This window comes from Stenotrophomonas sp. 21LCFQ19 (assembly GCF_056861425.1).
Map to the genome: position 1 here is coordinate 308,408 of NZ_JBSPUF010000003.1, position 19,199 is coordinate 327,606.

The window sequence follows — 19,199 nt, forward strand, 5'->3', positions numbered from 1 at the left end:
GTACATCCTCGATCAGGAAAAGTGTGGCAGGAACAACAACAAGGCCAGGCAGTAAACACTGGCAAACAGGGCAACGCGCACCAGCGAGGGGTGCAGCGCGCGGCGGTACAGGCCAACCCGGCCCAGGCCGTAATCCAGCAGGCCGAACACCGGCAACAACAGCACCACCAGCACCAGCGCGCCGGGGAAATAGATGTCGCCGATGGATACTTCAAACGGCATGGCGGGCCTCCTTCAGGCGTTGCTGGCGGCGCGAGCGCTGCACATAGGCAGCCAGCACCGAGGCGCTGTCGTCCAGGCTCATCCGCAGCAGATACAGGTGATCACGCACGGCGCGCAGCGCCTGCGGTTGTGGGCCCACCAGTTCATCCAGTGCGGCATCCACGCTGGCCTTGGCATCGCGCAGGGTGCGCGCTTGTGGTTGGCGGTAAAGCTGGCCGAGCAGCGCCAGCGCCTTCTCAATCTGTGCGTGTAGCGTGGCTGGCAGTTGTTGCTCGGCCAGATCGTGGCGAAGGTCGATCGCACAATGGCCGGCTTCATGCACCAGCAAGGCCCATTCGAACAATTGCCGTGACGGCCGGCTGCCCGGTGCGGTGCGGCTGGCCACCTGCTGGAACAATTCGCGGCTGACGCTTTCGAACTTCGGCAGCAGGCCGGGCAAGGGCGCGCTTACCGCCAACTGCACCTGCGTACGCAGGCGTTCCAGCAGGCGTCGCTGGCGTTGTTTGCTGCCGGGCAGGCCCGGCACCAGCATGAACACACCGGTGGCGATGAAGGCGCCAACTGCCAGCGTCAGCGAGTTGTCCAGATAGGTCTGTGCGCTGGGGTGGAAATGCGGGCCCATGTTCCACGAGACCAGGATGCCGACGTTCAAGGCCATGCCGGTCACCGCGAAACGCGGCCGGGTGGAGATGTACAGCGAGGCGATCATCGATGGCAGGGTCAGCAGCACCAGCATCGGGAAGTTCGATGCCAGCGCCATGGCGATGAAGCCAGGTAGTGCGAAGAAGGGAGCGATCACGTGGCCGATGGTGGCGCGCCGCACTACCCACAACGGGTCTGGTGCAGCCGAAGACATCGCCACCAGCGCCGCCATGCCGAACACCGCCAGGCCGCCCTGGTTCCAGCTGCTGCTCAACCACAGCAGCGACAAGGCCAGCATCACCACGAAGCAGCGCACGCCGGCCAGGGCAATCGCATACCAGTCGTTGGCGCGGGTGAAGCGCACTTTGCTCAAGCGCGGCGCGCGTGCGCGCAGGCGGCCGTTGCCGGTTTCCATCCGTGCCTTGGCGCCCAGATAGGCCTGCAGCTCTTCGGCGAAACGACGCACCAGCAAGGTGCTGGCGTCGAAACCGGCTTGCAGGTCCATCGGCAATGCGCGCCTTTCGCGGGCAAACACGCCGTCGAGTTGTCCACACCAATGCTGCAAGGCCTTGGCCAGGGCCGGCACGTCATCGCGCAGCGCGCTGTCGTCCAGCAGCTGCGACAGCGGCTTCAGGCTTGCCCGTATCGCCTCGAGCAGGGCTTCGTCCTTGCTGCGGCGCAGGCGATCAATATGGTGGTGCAGTGCCTGGAAGCGCGAGGTGGCCGCCATGAAGTGCTGGTTGATCAGCTTCAGCTGGCCGTTGTTGCTGCGCAGGATCGGGTCGTCGAACCAGGCCATGGCACGCAGGTCTTCGAAGTTGATCGCGCCTTGCACCACCCGGCTCTGGGTGCGCTCGATCACTTCAAAGCCGTGCAGGCGGCCGCCGATCGCATCGGCGACGAAGCCAAGGAAGTCGTTGAGGTTGCCGTCATCGGCCGCGCGCAAGCCGGCACGCAGGCGGTTGGGCCACAGCACGTCGAACACCACACTGCTTACCGCCATGCCGAGCAGCACCTCGCCGGTGCGCTCCAGCGCGCTGTTGAGGATGTTCTGCGGGTGGTTGAGCACCGGGAACACGATCATCGCCACGGTGTAGCCGGACAGCACGAAGCCATAGGACGCCATGCCGCGGCTCCACACCGAGCCACCGGCACAGAAGCCGGCCCACACCGCCATCACCGTCACCAGGGCAACCGGGCTTTGCGGGAACAGCGACACCATCAGCACCGCCATCGCACAGCCCACCACGGTACCAACGCCGCGGTAGAAGGCCTTGGCCAGCACCATGCCGGTATTGCGGTTCATCACCACCAGCACGGTGATCATCGCCGTGCCAGGCGAACTCATGCCCAGCCGCATCGCGATCCAGCCAGACAGGTACAAGGCCACCAGCACCTTGCCGATATAGGCCCACACCGCGCGTTCGCCGCTCATGGCCTGGGCGAAGGCGTGCAGCCAGGTGTTGCCGTGGGAGCTGGGCGCGCCCGGCGCGTACTCAGCCGGTCGGGTGCTCATGGTTGTTGTTCCAGGCCCATCAGGATGCGGGTCAGCACGGTTTCGGTGTGGCGCAGTTCGGCCGGCTCGACGCCGCTGAAGAAGCGCTGCAGCTGCTGGACCACCGCCGGCATCACCTGCTCGATCAGCTGCTCACCGGCCGGGCTCAAGCGCACCACCAGCTTGCGCCGGTCCTCGTCGCTGGGCTCACGGCTGACCAGACCCTTGGCCAGCAGCTGGTCGATCAGGCGGGTGACGTTGGAGGACTTCTCGCTGGCGGCCTCGCTGATCTCCGACGGGCTCAGGCCCTGCTCGGAGCCGTCCAGCATCATCAGCACGTTGTATTCCGGATGGGAGATGCCGTACTCGCGCATCAGCTGGTTGCCGTGGTCGCAGAACAGCTTGTGCACCAGCTTGATCAACCGCGCCAGCATGGCCTGGTCGCGCGGGAAACCGGGGTGGCGGGCACTGCTGATCGCCAGCTTCTGGTCGATGCTGGCGTAGCCCCCGGCGGCGGGAATGGGTTTATCCATCCCGGTATATTACATTTATGTATTAAATGATGCAATGCACAAATTGAAGCTCGCCTTTGTGGGAGCGGCGTCAGCCGCGAAACTGACCTTGCATCCACACGACACACACACCCAATCCCATGGCAGCCAAACGCTTTTGACGCCGGATCCAGCAGTGGCTTCGCGGCTCACGCCGCTCCCACAACAGCGCGGGTTACTTCATCGGCGACCACATCGCAGTTTTTGTCGGAGCGGCGTCAGCCGCGAAGCTGACCATCCCACCGCGCAGAGCGCATACCCGATTCCATGGCCGCTTTGCGCTTTCGGCGCCGGATCCAGCGGTGGCTTCGCGGCTGACGCCGCTCCCACAACAATGAGGCGAGGGGTGCCGCCGCCCGGCAGGTGCGCAGCGGCCCCTGGCGTCATCAGCCATGGCTAGAATCGGAGGATGCGCGAAGCCCTCCAAGACCTGTGGACAAGTCTGTCCAGCATTCCCCACGTCGCCCAGATCCTGGCCGCCGCCTATGTCACCTATCTGCTGGTGCTGGCTTGCTACATCGTGCTGCAGAAGCGCGAGCCGGTCGCGACGCTGAGCTGGATCCTGTCGCTGGCGGCGCTGCCGTATATCGGCCTGTTCGTGTTCTACCTGTTCGGGCCGCAGAAGATCGTGCGCCAGCGCCTGCGCCGCGGTCGTTCGCGCGAGGGAATGAGCACCTATGATGCAGTGTGTCCACCCGATGCCAACTGCACCGAGCTGGCGCGGGTGGGGCAGGCCACCACCGGGCTGTCGCCGAGCACCGCAACCGATGTCGACTGGCTGCTGGATGGTGCGGCGACCTATACCGCCATCATCGACGCCATTGGCAAGGCACGCCGCCACGTCAACCTGGAGTACTACATCTTCGAACCGGACCATGCCGGCACCGCCATGCGTGACGCGCTGGTTGAGCGCGCCCGCGCCGGCATCAAGGTGCGCTTGCTGCTGGATGCGGTGGGTTCGTCAAAAGTCGGCCGGAAGTTCCTGCGGCCGCTGCTCGATGCCGGCGCCGAGGTTTCCTGGTTCCATCCACGCCAGCTGCTCAAGCCACTGAAGCGACCTTGGCTGAACATGCGCACCCACCGCAAGCTGGTGGTGGTGGACGGCGAGGTCGCCTTCACCGGCGGCATCAACGTCACCGACGAGGAAGACGACAGCCGTAACCCGAATGCGTATCGCGACCTGCACATGCGCATCCGCGGCCAGGTTGTCCACAGCCTGCAGCTGGTGTTCCTCGAAGACTGGATCTACGCCACCGAACAGGGTCCGGAGCTGTTCGAGCGCGGCGACCTGTTCCCGGCCGATGTGCCTACCCGCGCGCAGGGCAGCATCGATGCGCAGGTGCTGGTGTCCGGCCCGGATTCGGCCTGGGAGCCCATCCATCGCCTGCATGTGGCGGCCATCCAGGAGGCCAAGCGCCGTGTCTGGTTGGTGACGCCGTACTTCGTCCCCGGCGAAGCGGCGCGCATGGCGCTGACCTCGGCTGCACTCGGTGGCCTGGACGTGCGCCTGATGGTTCCGAAACAAAGCGATTCCAGGTTCGTCACCCTGGCTGCGCGCTCCTATTTCGATGAATTGCTGGAAGCCGGCGTGCGCATCTTCGAGTACGGCCCGCGCATGCTGCACAGCAAGGCCTTCATCGCCGATGACGACACCTGCATCGTCGGCACCGCCAACTTCGACCACCGCAGCTTCCGGCTCAATTTCGAGCTGTCGATGATGTACACCGACCTTAAACTCACCGGCGAACTGGAAGCCATCCTGCGGGCCGAATTCGACAGTGCCGAGGAAGTGCAGTTGCTCCGCGACCGCTCATTGTGGCGCAAGCGCCTGCCAGAAGCCTTCGCGCGCCTGGCATCGCCATTGCTATAGGCCAGGGCCGCCGGCAAGGCGCTGCACTTGCTTGATTCCGGCCGAAATGCCCTGAACGAAGTCCGCTTGTTTCGCTGAACCTACCGGCTGTCCGGTACAGCGGCCAAACCCCTGTCCATGCATGGAATCAGTGCTGCCAGCGCCGTTACACTGCACGCCTCTGACAGGGAGATCGTCATGTACTGGCTGTTTCTATTGCTCGCGCTTGGCGCGTTCCTGCTTGCCTTTTCCACCACCCATAGCGGGCTGCTGGTGTTGGCCCTGCTGGCTGCATTGGTGTTCCTGGTGTTGTGGGCAAAGGGTCTGTACGTCTCCCGCTTCAGCGGTGTGAGCTCGGCACCGCGCGCCCTGCATGCTGCTGAACTGCAGGCGCTGCGCGCCCAGCTTCAGCCCAAAGCCGATCCCGGCGCTGACGCAGCAGTCACCCCGCCTGTGCAGGCACCCGCAAGTCCCGCAGCTGGCGACCGCGAGCTGCCGCAGCCATGACCGTGCTCAGCGTCAACGTCAACAAGATCGCGGTGCTGCGCAATTCGCGCGGTGGCAATGATCCGGATGTGGTGCGGGCAGCAATGACCTGCCTGCGCGCGGGCGCCCATGGCATCACCGTGCACCCGCGTCCCGACCAGCGCCACATCCGCGCTGCAGACGTGCTGCTGCTGTCCGCGCTCACCCAGCAGCACGGGGTGGAGTTCAATATCGAAGGCAATCCGTTCGCACCGGCACGCGAGGGCTACCCCGGCCTGCTTGAGCTGTGCGAACAGACCCGCCCGGCGCAGGCGACGTTGGTACCCGATAGCGATGGCCAGCTGACCTCCGATCACGGTTTCGACTTCGGCCGTGATGGTGAGCGCCTGCGCCCGCTGATTGCCACCCTGAAGTCCTATGGCTGCCGGGTCAGCCTGTTCGTGGATGCCGGCAACCCTGACATTGCCCAGGCCGCCGTGCTCGGGGCCGATCGCGTCGAGTTATACACAGGTCCCTACGCCGAAGCGCATGCAGCAGGAGACCCTTGGGAATCCTTGGCGCTGTTCGCCGATGCCGCCCGCCGCGCCCAGGCCGCAGGCTTGGGTGTCAATGCCGGCCATGACCTGTCGCAGACGAATCTGACCGCGTTTCTGGCCCACGTTCCGAACGTGCTGGAAGTGTCCATCGGCCACGCCCTGATCAGTGAAGCCTTGTATACCGGGCTGGAAGCAAGCGTGGCGGGCTATCTCGCAGCCATTGCCGAAGCCGAAGACCTGCACGGCTAAGCGTGGCTGGGGCCACTCCAAAGCGCGGCGGCTGGCATCCGTCGCCGCGCTGCTTCAGAACTGACAAGCGGTACCGGCCCATCTGGCAGCGCGCCTGCAATGCACCGGACCTCCTCTTACGTGAGTTGGGTGAAATTGCATCCACACACTTATCCACATACGTTTCCACAACGTTTCGTAGGGATATGACTGAACCGCTCAGCATTGTGGATAGGCAGAAAACGCCGCTTGCAAGCAACCCGGAACCTGGTGTGTGCTGACTCCCGGACGCGGCCGCCTGATAGCTTATCCACAGGCTTTTGGCCGATGAAAAGTCCCTCGCGCGCTGCGTCGTAGTTGCCCCTCTCAGCCGGAATGGTCGAGTCTTGATTGCGGATAGGCCAGTCGCCGGTGCTGATTGGCGATTTTCTTCGCCGATCTGACTCTGCTCGACCACGACCGAAACAGCTCTTTTAGCTGGAATTAGCGATATTTATCCGCTATTTGCCGGAAAATCACGGCGGCGGCGGTCTCCAAACCCTACCTGACAACAGCTCGATGCCCACGCGGCGATCACTGGGAATGAGACACGGCGTGACAGTCGCATGCAAAGGATGATGCAAACACGCCAGTCGTCCTGCCCAAGCGGTCAGTGGTAATGGTTATCCACATGCTTTGTGAAAAAGTCAGGGCAGGGCTTCGTGCGGAAAGAGGCCCTTCCAATCCGAGTTATCCACAGTGCCAGGCAGTCTTTCGCGATCACCTTGCAATCAAGGGCAATCCGTCTCCACGTGGATCACTTCGAAGTAATCCACAGGCGAGGGGGACTTCCTTCAAGTTCTGGACTGCAGCAAGGCGCTATCCACAGGCTGCTGTGGATAATCCGCTGCGATGACGAGCGCACGGGAACGCGTGCCTCCTCCACGGCGGAGACCCAGGACTGCAAGCGCGATTTCTTCGGACACAAGCGGCGTTTCGCAGAGCGCCGCTGGGCCCCCTCGTGACCCTGTCCTTCTGACTTCGGAAAACCATCGATCAGCCAATAGACCGATGACGATCCGCGCTCTGCGTCCCGCCGCTTGTCCAATCTGGCGCAAGAACGGGCGGGGCAGCAAATCGGTGCTTCGCACGCAGCCCTCTCAGCCCGTAAACGGAAGAACGGAAGGAGGCTCGATCTGATCATTCGCCGCGATGCGCGCGCGGAAAAACGACAAAAAAAACGCCCCCGCAAGGAGGGCGTTTTCCAGTCGCGTCATGACTTGGTGTTGCAGTATTGCTTACTGCACGAAGCCAATTTTCTTCATCTGAGCGTTCTTCGCCTGGGCCAGGATCTTGGCCATGACGTCGTACTCCGAATCCGGGCTTGCTTCGATGCGAAGTTCCGGCTGGTTGGTCGGATCCTTCTGTACTTCTTCTTCCATCTTCTGCTGCAGGTCGCCCACGTTCACCGGACTGTTGTTCCAGTAAACCTGGTTGCTGGCGTCGACGCGGAGGTCGATCGGCGGCGGCGGCTCACGCAGCTGCGGCGGCGGGTTGATGACCCGCTGCGGCAGATCCACGGCGATCGGGTACGTCATGATCGGCGCGGTCACAATGAAGATGATCAGCAGAACCAGCATCACGTCCACGAGGGGCGTGACGTTGATGTCGGCCATTGGGCCCCTGTTTCCACCACTACTGAATGCCATGGCTTATTGCCCCTTTTCTTTGGTGGCAACGAAACCGACGTCCAGCATGCCCTGGCCCTGCGCGATCTTGGTGACCTCGTTGATCACCTTCATCTTGGTGGTCTTGTCACCACGCAGATTCAGCGGCGGCTGCGGCGTCTGCTGGGCAGCAGTCGCGAAACGCGACTCCAAGGTCTCCTTCGAGACCTCTTCGTCGTTCCAGTAGAGCTTGCCGTCTTCCTTGACCGCCACCGTAATCGGATTCTTGCGATCAGGCGCATCTTCCGGGTTCTGGATCAGGTTGGCTTCCGGCAACTCCACCTTGACCTTGTGGGACATCAGGGGAGCCGTGATGATGAAGATGATCAGCAGCACCAGCATCACGTCCACGAGGGGAGTGACGTTGATGTCGGCCATTGGGCCGCTGCTGTTACCACTACTGAAAGCCATAACGGGCTCCGTCTATATCGTTGCGAAGACTTACTAAAGCTGCCGGATTAGCGAACGCGCGAACCGGTGGCGAAGAAGTCGTGCAGATCGTGAGCGAAGGTGTCGAACTTGCTGACAGTCGCGCTGTTGATCTTGCTGAAGAAGTTGAAGGCGAACACGGCCGGGATAGCCACGAACAGACCGATGGCGGTCATGATCAGTGCTTCACCCACCGGGCCGGCAACGGCGTCGATCGAGGCCGAACCGGTTGCACCGATCTTGATCAGCGCGCCGTAGATGCCCCACACGGTACCCAGCAGACCCACGAACGGAGCGGTTGCACCGACGGTGGCCAGCAGGATCATGCCGCCCTGCAGCTTGTTGGATTCGCGGGTCACGGCCTGACGCAGGGCGCGGTCAACGAATTCCGAACGGCTCAGGGTTTCCGAAGCACCAGCCTGCTGGTGGTGGGCAGCAGCCTGGGCTGCGTCCAGAGCGATCTTGGAGAACGGCTCCGAAGCCGGCTGCTCTTCCATGGCGCGGATGGCGTCCTGTGCGTTCGGGGCATCCCAGAACTGCGACGGCACGCGATCAGCAGCCGACTTCAGGCGAGCGGTGCGGAAGATGTTGATGACGGTCCAGTACCAGGACATGGCCGACATGATCACCAGGGTCAACAGAACAACCCAGGAGACGGCGAAGTCGCCCGGCTTGGTGGTCATTTCGTGGATCAGATGCTCGAAGCCCATCTGCGAGAGAGCGTTGTTTGCGTTGCCCCCGGCAGCAGCGGCGATGAAAATTTCCTGCAGCATGACGCTTACCTTTGTTGTGTGTGGTGTTAAAGGGTGTAGCTAATGTTGACCTGACCTGGTGGCGGCTATCAAAGCCGCCCCCTGGATCAGCTCAGCGCAAAGTTGACCGGGACGCGGACGCGACCAGCTGCCTTCGATCCACCGCTCTGGGCGGGGTTGAACTTCCACTTGCGCGCCGCTTCCATTGCAGCTCGGTCGAGGTCGCGGTTGCGGCTGGACTTCTCGACAGACACATTGGTGACGTTGCCGCTGGCATCGACATCAATGATCAGGATGACCTCGCCCTGGATACCGGCACGGAATGCAGCCGGCGGGTAACGCGGCGGGTTCATGGCCTTGGACGAGATGTCGACGCTGGCCTGGATATCAACCGGCGGTGACGGTGGCGTCGGCGGCGACGGCGGCGTGACCACGTCGTTCGGACGCGGTTCCGGCACGTCGATCACCGGTGCTTCCGGCGGCGGCGGCAGCGGCGATTGCTTCGGCGGCGCCAGGTTCTTTACCGGCGGCGGCGGGGTGTCCTGCGGCGGCGGCGGCGGCGGCGGCGGCGGTGGCGGCGGCGGAGCGTCGACCAACGTCACCATGACGTTGCGTTCCTTCTCCGCAGCTGCCTTGGGGGCAACGGCCGGGATCAGGAGCATCATCAGGGCTGCGAGATGCAGTGCGATTACAAATGCGATACCCGCGATGCGGGGCCAGCTGAGGCCCGTCTCTTTCTGGGTGTCATACCTGTGGTGGAAGACCAGTTGTTCCGTCATGCGCCAAGAACTCTTTAGTGGGGTCGGGGCGGTGGTGTGAAGCCGCCCCTGATTCAGCGGTGCATGACACCGCAGGAACCTCCAAGCTTATACCAATCCTGACCAGCTGCGCATCTAAATTGCAGCCGTTCAGGCGTTATTCCTGCTTACTTCAGGTTGATGATTTTGTTTGCATCTGCCGGGTTTTTGACACCCTTGGCCAATGCGTCACGCGCTGCCTGCTTGGCTTCCGGAATGCGCCCTTCCGAGTGCAGAACCTTGGCCAGATTCAGGTAGGTTTCACCATCCTTGGACAGCGGGGCCGCGCTCTTCCAGGCTTCGATCGCCTGCGGCACCTGCTCGGTGTAGTAGTACGACTGTGCCAGCGCCAGGTAAGTCTGGTAATCCGGCTTGAGGATGCCCTTGGAGATACCCTCGTTGATCACCGCAATGACGTCCCGTTCCTTGTTGTCGGTGTTGGCGTAGATCGAATACAACTGCTTGTATTCGCGCTCTTCGGTGAGCTGCCCGGCCGCACGCAGCTTGTCCATCACTGCGGCAGCCTTGTCCATCTGGTCTGCCTGCATGTACATGCTGGCCAGGTTGAGCTGGGCCTTCTTGTCGGCCGGGTTCTTGGCGGCCAGTGCCTCGGCTTCCTTCACTGCCTCACCGGTCTGGCCGGCTTCGGAGTAGGCCGCCATCAGCAGCTGGTTCCAGTTGTCCTTCGGCTCGGGCGCGGCAGCGATGGCCGCCTTCAGCACCGGAATAGCCTCGGCATACTTTTCGCTCTGGTACAGCGCCTGACCCTTGATGATCAGTTCTTCCGGCTTGTTCGACTTCGATTCGGCGAAGTACTTGTCCAGGTTGGCCAGGCCTTCCGGGAGCTGATCATCCTGCAGCTGCAACTGGGCCAGCATCAACATCGCCTGGTAGTGGCCGTTGTTGTCCAGCTGGTTCAGCGCGATTGCCTGCTGCAGATATTGCTTGGCAGCGGCATTGTCGTCGAGGTTGTAAGCGCCCTGCGAGGCCAGCTGGTTGGCAACGGCCTTGTCGTAATCGTTGGCATCCGGCGAAGCGATGATCTCATCGGCCAGGGTGCGGGTTTCCGCGAATTCCTGCTTGTTGTAGGCGGCGAACAGCTTGTTGAGCTTGCTGCCCATCTTCGAGGAGGCCTTGCCCTTGGGGTCCACGCGGGTAGCTTCCGGGTACAACACTTCAGCCTTGGCACTGTCCTTGTTGCCCCGACGCTCGGAGGAGCGCGACTGCGCCGCAGCGTCAGCGACGACAACACCGCCCAATGCAGTGGCGATGAGGATGGAGAGCACGGCGTGCTTTTGGCTGCGGAAGATCATGTTTCACCTCGAAGGGGCCGCCGGGGCGGTAGAAATTCAAACTCTCGGAACGGGACCGAGCACGCAAACGTATCAGAAATTATTTGACGGAGAAATCACTTCTGATGGTGTACTGCAGCATTTTCCTACAACTAACCACAGCGTGGGACTACACCAGAGCGCCTAGCCTGCTGAAATACAGGCTCAAGCGCAGGTGTATCACGTTGCAACTCACGGATTCGATTGGCCGGGTCCGGATGGGTGGAAAGCCATTGCGGAGAGCGATTTCCGCTGGCTGCCATCATGTTCTGCCATAGATTCACAGCTTGTGAGGGGTCAAACCCGGCCTGTGCCATCAGCCGTTGCCCCACCACGTCAGCCTCACTTTCCTGGGTGCGAGAACCAGGCAGCAGGATCAGACCTTGCGCGCCCATTCCGCCGAATTGATTGACCGCACTTGCGGCGGTATCGCCGTAGGCTGCGCCAGCCAGTGCGCCCAGAATCCCCAAGCCCACCTGCGTACCCTGTTGCCGGGTCAACCGCTCTTCGTGGTGGCGCGAGATAACGTGGCCGATTTCATGACCGATCACCGCAGCCAGCTGATCCTGGTTCTTGGCCACGGTGAAAATGCCGGTGTTCACGCCAACCTTGCCGCCGGGCAGGGCGAAGGCGTTGGGTTCCTTGTCGACGAATACGGCGGTCTCCCACCGTACGCCATGGTATTGCTGTGGCAACTTCGCCACCAGGGCATTGACCACGCATTGCACGTAGGCGTTCTGTTTGGCGTCGCGGTTGAGGGTTTGCTTGGCCTTGGTTTCAGCAAAGGCCTGCGCGCCGAGCTGATCCAGCTGCTGCTGGGAAACGCCACCTATGACCTGACGTCGCCCGGTAGGCGAGGTGGTGGTGGCGCATGCGCTGAGCAACAGCGCGGCAACAACGGCTAGTCCGACAGCTTTCATCCGGGATCCCCTCGTTCACATCTGCAGTGTGCGAGTGTCTTGCTTAATTTTTCGTCAATCGCCGGCAGCTTTATTGCGTGCCGAACAGCACCATCGCCGCCAAGGCAACCGCATTGTTCAGCGCATGGGCGATTACCGCCGCCCACAGCGTTCCTGTCCTGCGATAAACCCATGCAAACGCAGCGCCCATGCCGCCGTATATCAACCACAGCTGCAGCATCGCCGGGAAGCTGTTGGGGCTGGTGCCGGGGATCTCGTGCACCAGGGCAAATGCCAAGCTGCTGAGCACGATGCCCAGCAGGGGACGGTTCGCCGCCCACAGGCGTCCGAACAACACGCGACGGAACAATAATTCTTCGTAAGCCGGCGCCAACACCACCGCGAAGACGATCAGGAATAGTGGGTATTGCGCCCACGCCTGCTGCATCAGCAACAGGTTGGTTGGCACCGGCTCCACGCCCATCTGTTTGGCGATCCAGCCAATCCCGCTGCTACCGAGAAAAACACCGGTAGCGACAACTGCGATCCAACCCCAGGTCGATGCACGGCGCATGGCCTGATGTGATTGCGCACGCTCAGCCGGAGTGGCGCGACGGCGCAGGAAGTAAAGCAGCAATGCCGCACCACCGGTGGATACCAGTGCAATCAGCATCTGCGGCAAGGCACCGGGCGTGCCCAAAGCGGTTGCCAGCTCTGCTGCTGCCGGCGCAGCACCATCGCGCGCAGCCTGCATGCCAACTTCGACGCCACGCCACAACGCCCACACCAGACCGCCCAGCACACTCAGGAACAACAGCGTGGCAATGCCGATCAACAGATCCAGGGCAAAGCCGAGCAGCGGCGAACCAGGTTTGGAGAGGGCAGGGGAAGACGAGGAGAGCGGTACGTCGGGAAGAGTGGACATCGCGGACCTTGCAGTGGCTCGATGAAAAGTGGGCGCCGTTACCGGCGCCCACACTGACGGTTGCGCTGGATCAGATATCCAGGTTGGTTACCTTCAGCGCATTGCTCTCGATAAAATCACGACGCGGTTCCACCACATCGCCCATCAAGGTGCTGAAGATCTGATCAGCTTCAACAGCGTCTTCGATGCGGACCTGCAATAGACGGCGCGTATCCGGGTTCACCGTGGTGTCCCACAGCTGCTCGGGGTTCATTTCACCCAGGCCCTTGAAGCGCTGGATCTGGCGTCCCTTCTTGGCCTCTTCCATCAACCAGGCCTGGGCCTGCGCGAAACCGGTGATCTCGGCAGACTTGTTACCGCGGTTGATGGTGGCGCCTTCGCGTACCAGCCCATGCAGCAACTGCGATGCCACGTGCAGCTGACGCAGTTCGCCAGATTCAAAAGCAGCCAGCGGCAGCACCTGGGTGTGTTCCTCGCCCATGTGACGACGGGTGACCAGCACCGCAGCCGGACGCTGCTCATTCGGTTCCTGCAGGACCAGGCTGAAACGCGGCGTGCCCAGGCTGCCCTGGTTCAGGCGCTTGGCCAATGCAGCCAGGCCTTCGTTCTCGCCGGCGCTGCGCAGGTGCTCAAGATCCATCGGAGTGAAATCGACCAGCGTTTCCAGCAGGCTGCGGTCATAGCGGTGCGCGTTGCGGTTGATGGTTTCCTGCGCAGCAGCGTAGGTCATCAACAGCTTTTCCAGGGCCACGCCCTCGATCGGCGGTTCGCCAGCAGCCGGGATCAGCGCCGCGTTTTCCACTGCGTTATTGGCCAGATAAGCATCCAGCGCCGGGTCATCCTTCAGGTACAACTCGGTCTTGCCCTGCTTGATCTTGTACAGCGGCGGCAGGCCGATATACACAAAACCACGCTCGATCAGCTCCGGCATCTGCCGATAGAAGAACGTCAACAGCAGCGTACGGATGTGCGCACCGTCGACGTCGGCGTCGGTCATGATGATGATCTTGTGGTAACGCAGCTTGTCCGGGTTGTACTCATCGCGACCGATGCCGGTGCCCAGTGCGGTGATCAGGGTACCGACCTGGTCGGAGGACAGCATGCGGTCGAAGCGGGCACGTTCCACGTTGAGGATCTTGCCGCGCAAGGGCAGCACCGCCTGGTTCTTGCGGTTGCGGCCCTGCTTGGCCGAGCCACCTGCCGAGTCACCCTCGACGATGAACAGTTCGGACAGCGCAGGATCCTTTTCCTGACAGTCGGCCAGCTTGCCCGGCAGGCCAGCGATATCTAGTGCGCCCTTGCGGCGGGTCAGGTCGCGGGCCTTGCGCGCGGCTTCACGGGCACGCGCGGCATCGACGATCTTGCCAGCAATGGCCTTGGCTTCGTTCGGGTTTTCCTGCAGGAACTCTTCGAGCTTGGCGCCGAAGGTGCTTTCCACCGCCGGCTTGACGTCGGAGCTGACCAGCTTTTCCTTGGTCTGGCTGGAGAAGCTCGGGTCCGGCACCTTCACCGACAACACGGCGATCATGCCTTCACGCATATCGTCGCCGGTGAAGCTGATCTTGGCTTGTTTGGCGATGCCGCTCTGCTCGATGTAGTTGTTGAGCGTGCGGGTCAACGCGGCGCGGAAGCCGGCAAGGTGGGTACCGCCGTCCTTCTGCGGGATGTTGTTGGTGAAGCAGTACATCGTTTCTTGGTAGGAGTCGGTCCACTGCAGCGCAACCTCGACCACGATGCCATTGGCTTCGCCGGTTACCGCGATCACGTTCGGATGCAGCGGGGTTTTCACCTGCGCCAGATGCTCCACGAAGCTCTTGATACCGCCTTCGTAGTGGTAATCGTCGCGACGGCCTTCGCCGCGCTCATCCACCAGGGTGATGTTGACGCCGGAATTCAGGAAGGACAGTTCGCGCAGGCGACGGGCCAGAATCTCGTAGTGGAATTCGACATTACCGTGGAATGCCGTCACCGACGGCCAGAAGCGCAGCATGGTGCCGCGGCGATCGCTGGTTTCCAGCTGCTTGAGCGGGGTGACCGCGGCGCCGTCGGCGTATTCCTGCTGGTAGTGGAAGCCACCCTGGTAGATATCCAGCAGCAGTTTCTGCGACAGCGCATTGACCACGCTGACGCCGACGCCGTGCAGGCCGCCAGAAACCTTGTAGCTGTTGTCGTCGAACTTGCCGCCTGCATGCAGGACCGTCATCACCACTTCGGCAGCGGAGACTTCGCGATCGAGCTTCTGGCTCATCTGCGCATGCTTGCCGACTGGAATACCGCGGCCGTTATCGGCCACAGAAACCGAGCCATCGGCATGGATGGTAACCAGCACATTGTCGGCATGACCCGCGAGGGCTTCGTCGATGGAGTTGTCGACAACCTCGAACACCATGTGGTGCAGGCCAGTGCCGTCATGGACGTCGCCGATGTACATACCGGGACGCTTGCGAACAGCCTCCAAGCCTTCCAATGCGGTGATGCTGTTGGCGTCGTAATTGCCGTTGTTGACCGGGGTGTTCTGTTCTTCGCTCATTGCGCTTGCCGTAGGCTCCGCAGGTCATGCGCCATTCCGTGGAACGGGCATGAGAGATAGGGGATGACGTTCCGATTATACCTGCCGGGGGAATTTCCGCTCTGAAGGCTCAACTCACGGCATTGATGGTGCCATGTTCCACGTGGAACACAGCCGCCGGACGCAGTTCTGCTTGCAGCGCAGTGGGCGTTTCGGTTGCGGTGATGAATATCTGCGCAGGCGTTGCCGCCAGATACTGCAGAACGCGGTGTTGGTGATTGCGGTCCAGCTCCGAACCCAGGTCATCCAGGGCGATTACCGGCCATTCGCCACGTTGGCTGGCGTAATCGTCGGCCTGCCCCAACAAGCAGGCCAGAGCGGTGAGCTTCGCTTGCCCACGCGATAGCGCGTCACGGCCAGGAATCTGCGTGAAACCAACGCTCCAGTCGGCCCGATGCGGCCCAACCGAGGTATAGCCAGCGCTACGGTCGCGCTCGCGGGCCAACAACAGGGCATCGCCCAACGACATTTCGTGCCGGCGCCAGCCTGGCTGCAGTTCCAAGGTACTCATTTGCAGCCCTGGAGCCAGATCTGCAGCGATTGCGACCGCTCGATCCTGCAAACGCTCCAGGTAGTGCTGGCGGCGAGAGGTCAGGGGAGCCCCCGCCTCGGCCAGCTCCCAATCCCAGGCATCCAGCTGTTTGCCAGGGGCGCCCATCTTCAACAGCGCATTCCGCTGTTTCAAGGCCCGCGTGTAGCGCCGCCATAGCGGGAGAAAGTCAGGTTCCACGTGGAACAATCCCCAATCGATGAAACGCCGACGGGGTTCACTGCCGCCGCTGACCAGGGCATGGCTGCCCGGTTCAAAGGTGACAACAGCCAGCGCGGCGCAGAGATTGCCCAGTTGCGCCACGTCTTCGCCGTCCAAGCGGCCTTTCCAGACCTGTCCACTGTGTCGCAACCCTGCCCGACGCGTTGAGACGCCGAGTTCTGCTTCGCTACGCTCCTGCCACTCGACAAAAACGTCCAGATTCTCAGCGCCTTTCTGCACCAGGCCGTCCCTGACCCGGCCTCGGAAGCTACGGCCATACGCCATCAGGTGCAGGGCTTCGAGCACGCTGGTCTTGCCCGCGCCATTGGCGCCGGTAATCAGGTTGATTCCAGGACGGGGAGCCAGTTCCACCGAATCGAACCGACGCACGCGGTTCAAGGCAACACGGACGATATGCATTGACGCTCGAAAGAAAGCACGACGCCAGCACGGGGGCCGTGGCTGGCCATGCGCAGCTTAAAGCATCCACCAGGTTCGAGCAGCCCGGTTCGCGAATCTGCGCGATCGCTGCTCCAACATCGAAAGGTGCCACGTGGAACATAACCGGATTTCTTCAAATCTGAGTAGTGCTCTGGGCACCAGCTCTGCAGATTTCACGAAAACACGGTCTGTTTTTTGGCATGTATAGGTTCGGGCACAAACCCTGTGTATAAGTGGGGCAATCTGTGGATAAGATTGGCCCTATAAGCCCACCTCGACCTTATCCACAGATATCCACAGGCTTGAAGCCCTGTTTTACAGGGGGTTTCAAGGCCAATAAGGCAATGTAAAACAAGCACTTAAGGTAGTTTTACATAAAATCTGCTCCTACCATCACCACCAAGCTTTTGATTTATTCTCAGATTTAAAGCATAGAGCTGAGAAAACAGGTCGCCAGGAAGAGCTAAAAACCAGAGCTGTGAATCTTTGAATTCTGGCCACTGGGATCACGCTGCTGGTTTCAGATTTCAAGAAATTCGAGGCTGAGCTGAGGCGGTAACCACCTCCGCCTCGACAACTCCTGGAGCCAGCTCCGGAATGGGGGCTGATTTCTTGAATTCTGAGAAACGGGGCAGGGTCCCAGCTCCCGGATTTAACGGATTTGGCTGCTTGCCTGGCTCTTCCGATCGGACATGACGCTCGGAAACACGGAGAACGTCGAACTGCTGATCTTTGATCTCGTTAGGCAACACGAAGAATCAGCGAAACCGTGCTCGGCCATGGGCGTTGGTGCAACCGGGCAAGGAGGAGGTTCTGTAGGTAAAAGCCTTCAGGTAAGCGCTGATGCGGTCGGACCAGACAGGAAATCCAGTGCAGGAACCTCGATGTGCTTCGAAGGCAATGGCGAGGCCGAGCGGCATGAACTGGAACCAGGTCTCTGGGCTCTACTGTCGAATGGTTGCCGGTCCTGGTAGCTGGAGGAATCGTCGGGATTCATATTGGCCAGAGATCTGGCGGCTCTTTGCTGCTCCACCGCGGGAAGCAGGCGGCTAGGGATGCCAAGCATCCAGGAATCAGTGAATCCCGTGGTTCTATCCTGGCTGTTCCACGTGGAACCTCAGTCAGAACCACGGCCCACAAAAAAGCCCGGCATCAGGCCGGGCTTCCTCGTGTTCCACGTGGAACCTGCCCGTCAGAGACGCAGCGGCATCACCACGTGACGCGACTTCTCGCTGCTGGCTTCACGCACCAGTGCCGAGGAGTTGGAATCGCGCAGCTGGATGACAACGTGCTCATCGCGCAGTGCCGAGAGGGCATCGAGCAGGTAGTTCACGTTGAAGCCGATGGCCAGATCGCTGACCACGGTATCGGCTTCGATTTCTTCCTGGGCTTCTTCCTGCTCCGGGTTGTGCGCGCTGATCTTCAGCTGGCCCGGGGTCACTTCGACGCGAACGCCGCGGTACTTCTCGTTGGAAAGAATTGCCGCACGCTGCAGCGAAGCACGCAGGGTTTCGCGCTCAACCTTTACTTCGCGGTCGGCGCCGATCGGAATCACTGCTTCGTAATCCGGGAAACGGCCATCGATCAGCTTCGAGGTGAAGGTGACATCGTCGCGCTTCATGCGTACATGGCTACGACCGACTTCCAGTTCAACTTCGCGTTCGCCGCCTTCCAGCAAACGTTGCAATTCGGTCACGCCCTTGCGCGGCACGATGATCTGGCGCTTGGCGCCGTTATCGTTTTCCAGCGCGGTTTCGCAAAGGGCCAGTCGGTGGCCGTCGGTTGCAACGCAGCGCAGGATGCTGTCGCGCAGGTCAAACAGCAGACCGTTGAGGTAATAGCGCACGTCCTGCTGCGCCATTGCGAACGCAGTGCGCTCGATCAATTCCTTCAACGCCGCTTCCGGCACGACGACGCGCTCGGTGGCTTCAACTTCATCAACCGACGGGAAGTCATTTGCCGGCAGGGTCGCCAGAGTGAAACGGCTGCGTCCGGCCTGGACGGTGATCTTGTCGCCGGTCTGCGAAACCGTGATGCGGCTGCCGTCGGGCAGGGCACGGATGATTTCGAACAACTTACGCGCCGGGATCGTGGTTTCGCCGTCCTGGGCATCCTCGACCGCGATGCGGGAGACCATTTCGACTTCCAGGTCGGTGCCGGTCAGCGAAAGCTGGCCGCCTTGAACCTGGACGAGGAAATTGGCCAGAACCGGCAGGGTCTGGCGGCGTTCAACCACGTTGACGACCTGGGCCAACGGCTTGAGAAAGGCTTCGCGCTGCAGTGTGAAACGCATGTGGTTTCGTGCCCCTATGCTTTTAAAAGATGTGGATTAAATCAAAAGCTTGGTGGTGCTGGTAGAGCCAGATTTGGCTTAAAACACACCTAAGTGTTTGTTTTTAAATGTTTATTTGAAGCTGAAACCCATGTATTACTGACGCTGAGCAGGTGGGGGAACCTGTGGATAATTTTGCCGCGGATTTGCTGACCAATTTTATCCACAACTTCTCCAAAACCTGCCCCCGAATCATGCACCGTTTTGTGCGATGACGCCGCAGTGGCGTCGGTGCATCATTCGCTCCACTTCCGGCCC

General features: G+C 61.5%; 16 protein-coding genes. 3 read left to right on the top strand and 13 right to left on the bottom strand.

The features are described from left to right. Nucleotides 1-12: 12 nt before the first annotated feature. The 3 genes from AC13FW_RS05350 to AC13FW_RS05360 are packed head-to-tail and all read right to left on the bottom strand — an operon-like array spanning nucleotide 13 to nucleotide 2,892. Complete coding sequence (locus tag AC13FW_RS05350) at nucleotides 13-222, bottom strand: DUF1656 domain-containing protein (RefSeq protein WP_282268358.1); 210 nt, start codon at nucleotides 220-222, stop codon at nucleotides 13-15. Continuing rightward, nucleotides 212-2,380, bottom strand: a complete 2,169-nt coding sequence (locus AC13FW_RS05355; RefSeq protein WP_482988437.1) for an FUSC family protein — start codon at nucleotides 2,378-2,380, stop codon at nucleotides 212-214. Before AC13FW_RS05355 ends, AC13FW_RS05350 begins: the two co-directional genes overlap by 11 nt. Next, on the bottom strand, nucleotides 2,377-2,892 hold the full coding sequence (locus AC13FW_RS05360; RefSeq protein ID WP_482988438.1) for a MarR family winged helix-turn-helix transcriptional regulator: 516 nt from the start codon (nucleotides 2,890-2,892) through the stop codon (nucleotides 2,377-2,379). The genes AC13FW_RS05355 and AC13FW_RS05360 overlap by 4 nt, the downstream gene beginning before the upstream one ends. 427 nt (nucleotides 2,893-3,319) lie before the next feature. Between AC13FW_RS05360 and cls the strand changes: the two genes are divergently transcribed. The 3 genes from cls (at nucleotide 3,320) to AC13FW_RS05375 (ending at nucleotide 6,030) form a co-directional block, all read left to right on the top strand. Next, entirely contained in the window at nucleotides 3,320-4,780 is a 1,461-nt protein-coding gene (gene cls / locus AC13FW_RS05365; RefSeq protein WP_482988439.1) for a cardiolipin synthase, read from the top strand. Between the two features lie 177 nt (nucleotides 4,781-4,957). Then, nucleotides 4,958-5,266, top strand: a complete 309-nt coding sequence (locus AC13FW_RS05370) for a hypothetical protein (protein ID WP_482988440.1) — start codon at nucleotides 4,958-4,960, stop codon at nucleotides 5,264-5,266. Continuing rightward, nucleotides 5,263-6,030, top strand: coding sequence for a pyridoxine 5'-phosphate synthase (locus tag AC13FW_RS05375; RefSeq protein ID WP_482988441.1), 768 nt, complete (start codon nucleotides 5,263-5,265; stop codon nucleotides 6,028-6,030). The genes AC13FW_RS05370 and AC13FW_RS05375 overlap by 4 nt, the downstream gene beginning before the upstream one ends. 1,256 nt (nucleotides 6,031-7,286) lie before the next feature. On the opposite strand, the gene AC13FW_RS05380 is transcribed toward AC13FW_RS05375, so the two are convergent. From AC13FW_RS05380 to dnaN, 10 genes are all read right to left on the bottom strand, one after another. Next, on the bottom strand, nucleotides 7,287-7,697 hold the full coding sequence (locus tag AC13FW_RS05380) for an ExbD/TolR family protein (protein WP_282268368.1): 411 nt from the start codon (nucleotides 7,695-7,697) through the stop codon (nucleotides 7,287-7,289). 3 nt (nucleotides 7,698-7,700) lie between these two features. Beyond that, nucleotides 7,701-8,126, bottom strand: coding sequence for an ExbD/TolR family protein (locus tag AC13FW_RS05385; protein WP_282268370.1), 426 nt, complete (start codon nucleotides 8,124-8,126; stop codon nucleotides 7,701-7,703). A 47-nt stretch (nucleotides 8,127-8,173) separates the two neighbouring features. Beyond that, complete coding sequence (gene exbB, locus AC13FW_RS05390) at nucleotides 8,174-8,917, bottom strand: TonB-system energizer ExbB (protein WP_057629874.1); 744 nt, start codon at nucleotides 8,915-8,917, stop codon at nucleotides 8,174-8,176. An 86-nt stretch (nucleotides 8,918-9,003) separates the two neighbouring features. Further along, a complete protein-coding gene (locus AC13FW_RS05395; protein ID WP_481508234.1) occupies nucleotides 9,004-9,675 on the bottom strand; it encodes an energy transducer TonB in 672 nt (223 codons plus the stop codon). 146 nt (nucleotides 9,676-9,821) lie between these two features. Further along, entirely contained in the window at nucleotides 9,822-11,006 is a 1,185-nt protein-coding gene (locus AC13FW_RS05400; RefSeq protein WP_296247346.1) for a heme biosynthesis protein HemY, read from the bottom strand. A 131-nt stretch (nucleotides 11,007-11,137) separates the two neighbouring features. Then, nucleotides 11,138-11,944, bottom strand: a complete 807-nt coding sequence (locus AC13FW_RS05405) for a M48 family metallopeptidase (protein ID WP_282268375.1) — start codon at nucleotides 11,942-11,944, stop codon at nucleotides 11,138-11,140. A gap of 70 nt (nucleotides 11,945-12,014) precedes the next feature. Then, entirely contained in the window at nucleotides 12,015-12,848 is an 834-nt protein-coding gene (locus AC13FW_RS05410) for a CPBP family intramembrane glutamic endopeptidase (protein ID WP_296247342.1), read from the bottom strand. 70 nt (nucleotides 12,849-12,918) lie between these two features. Continuing rightward, nucleotides 12,919-15,378: a DNA topoisomerase (ATP-hydrolyzing) subunit B gene (gyrB, locus tag AC13FW_RS05415; protein WP_296247340.1), complete on the bottom strand. Its 2,460-nt coding sequence runs from the start codon at nucleotides 15,376-15,378 to the stop codon at nucleotides 12,919-12,921. A gap of 109 nt (nucleotides 15,379-15,487) precedes the next feature. Then, complete coding sequence (gene recF / locus AC13FW_RS05420; RefSeq protein WP_482988442.1) at nucleotides 15,488-16,588, bottom strand: DNA replication/repair protein RecF; 1,101 nt, start codon at nucleotides 16,586-16,588, stop codon at nucleotides 15,488-15,490. A 1,213-nt stretch (nucleotides 16,589-17,801) separates the two neighbouring features. Further along, entirely contained in the window at nucleotides 17,802-18,902 is a 1,101-nt protein-coding gene (dnaN, locus tag AC13FW_RS05425; RefSeq protein ID WP_057629944.1) for a DNA polymerase III subunit beta, read from the bottom strand. Between the last annotated feature and the right edge of the window lie 297 nt (nucleotides 18,903-19,199).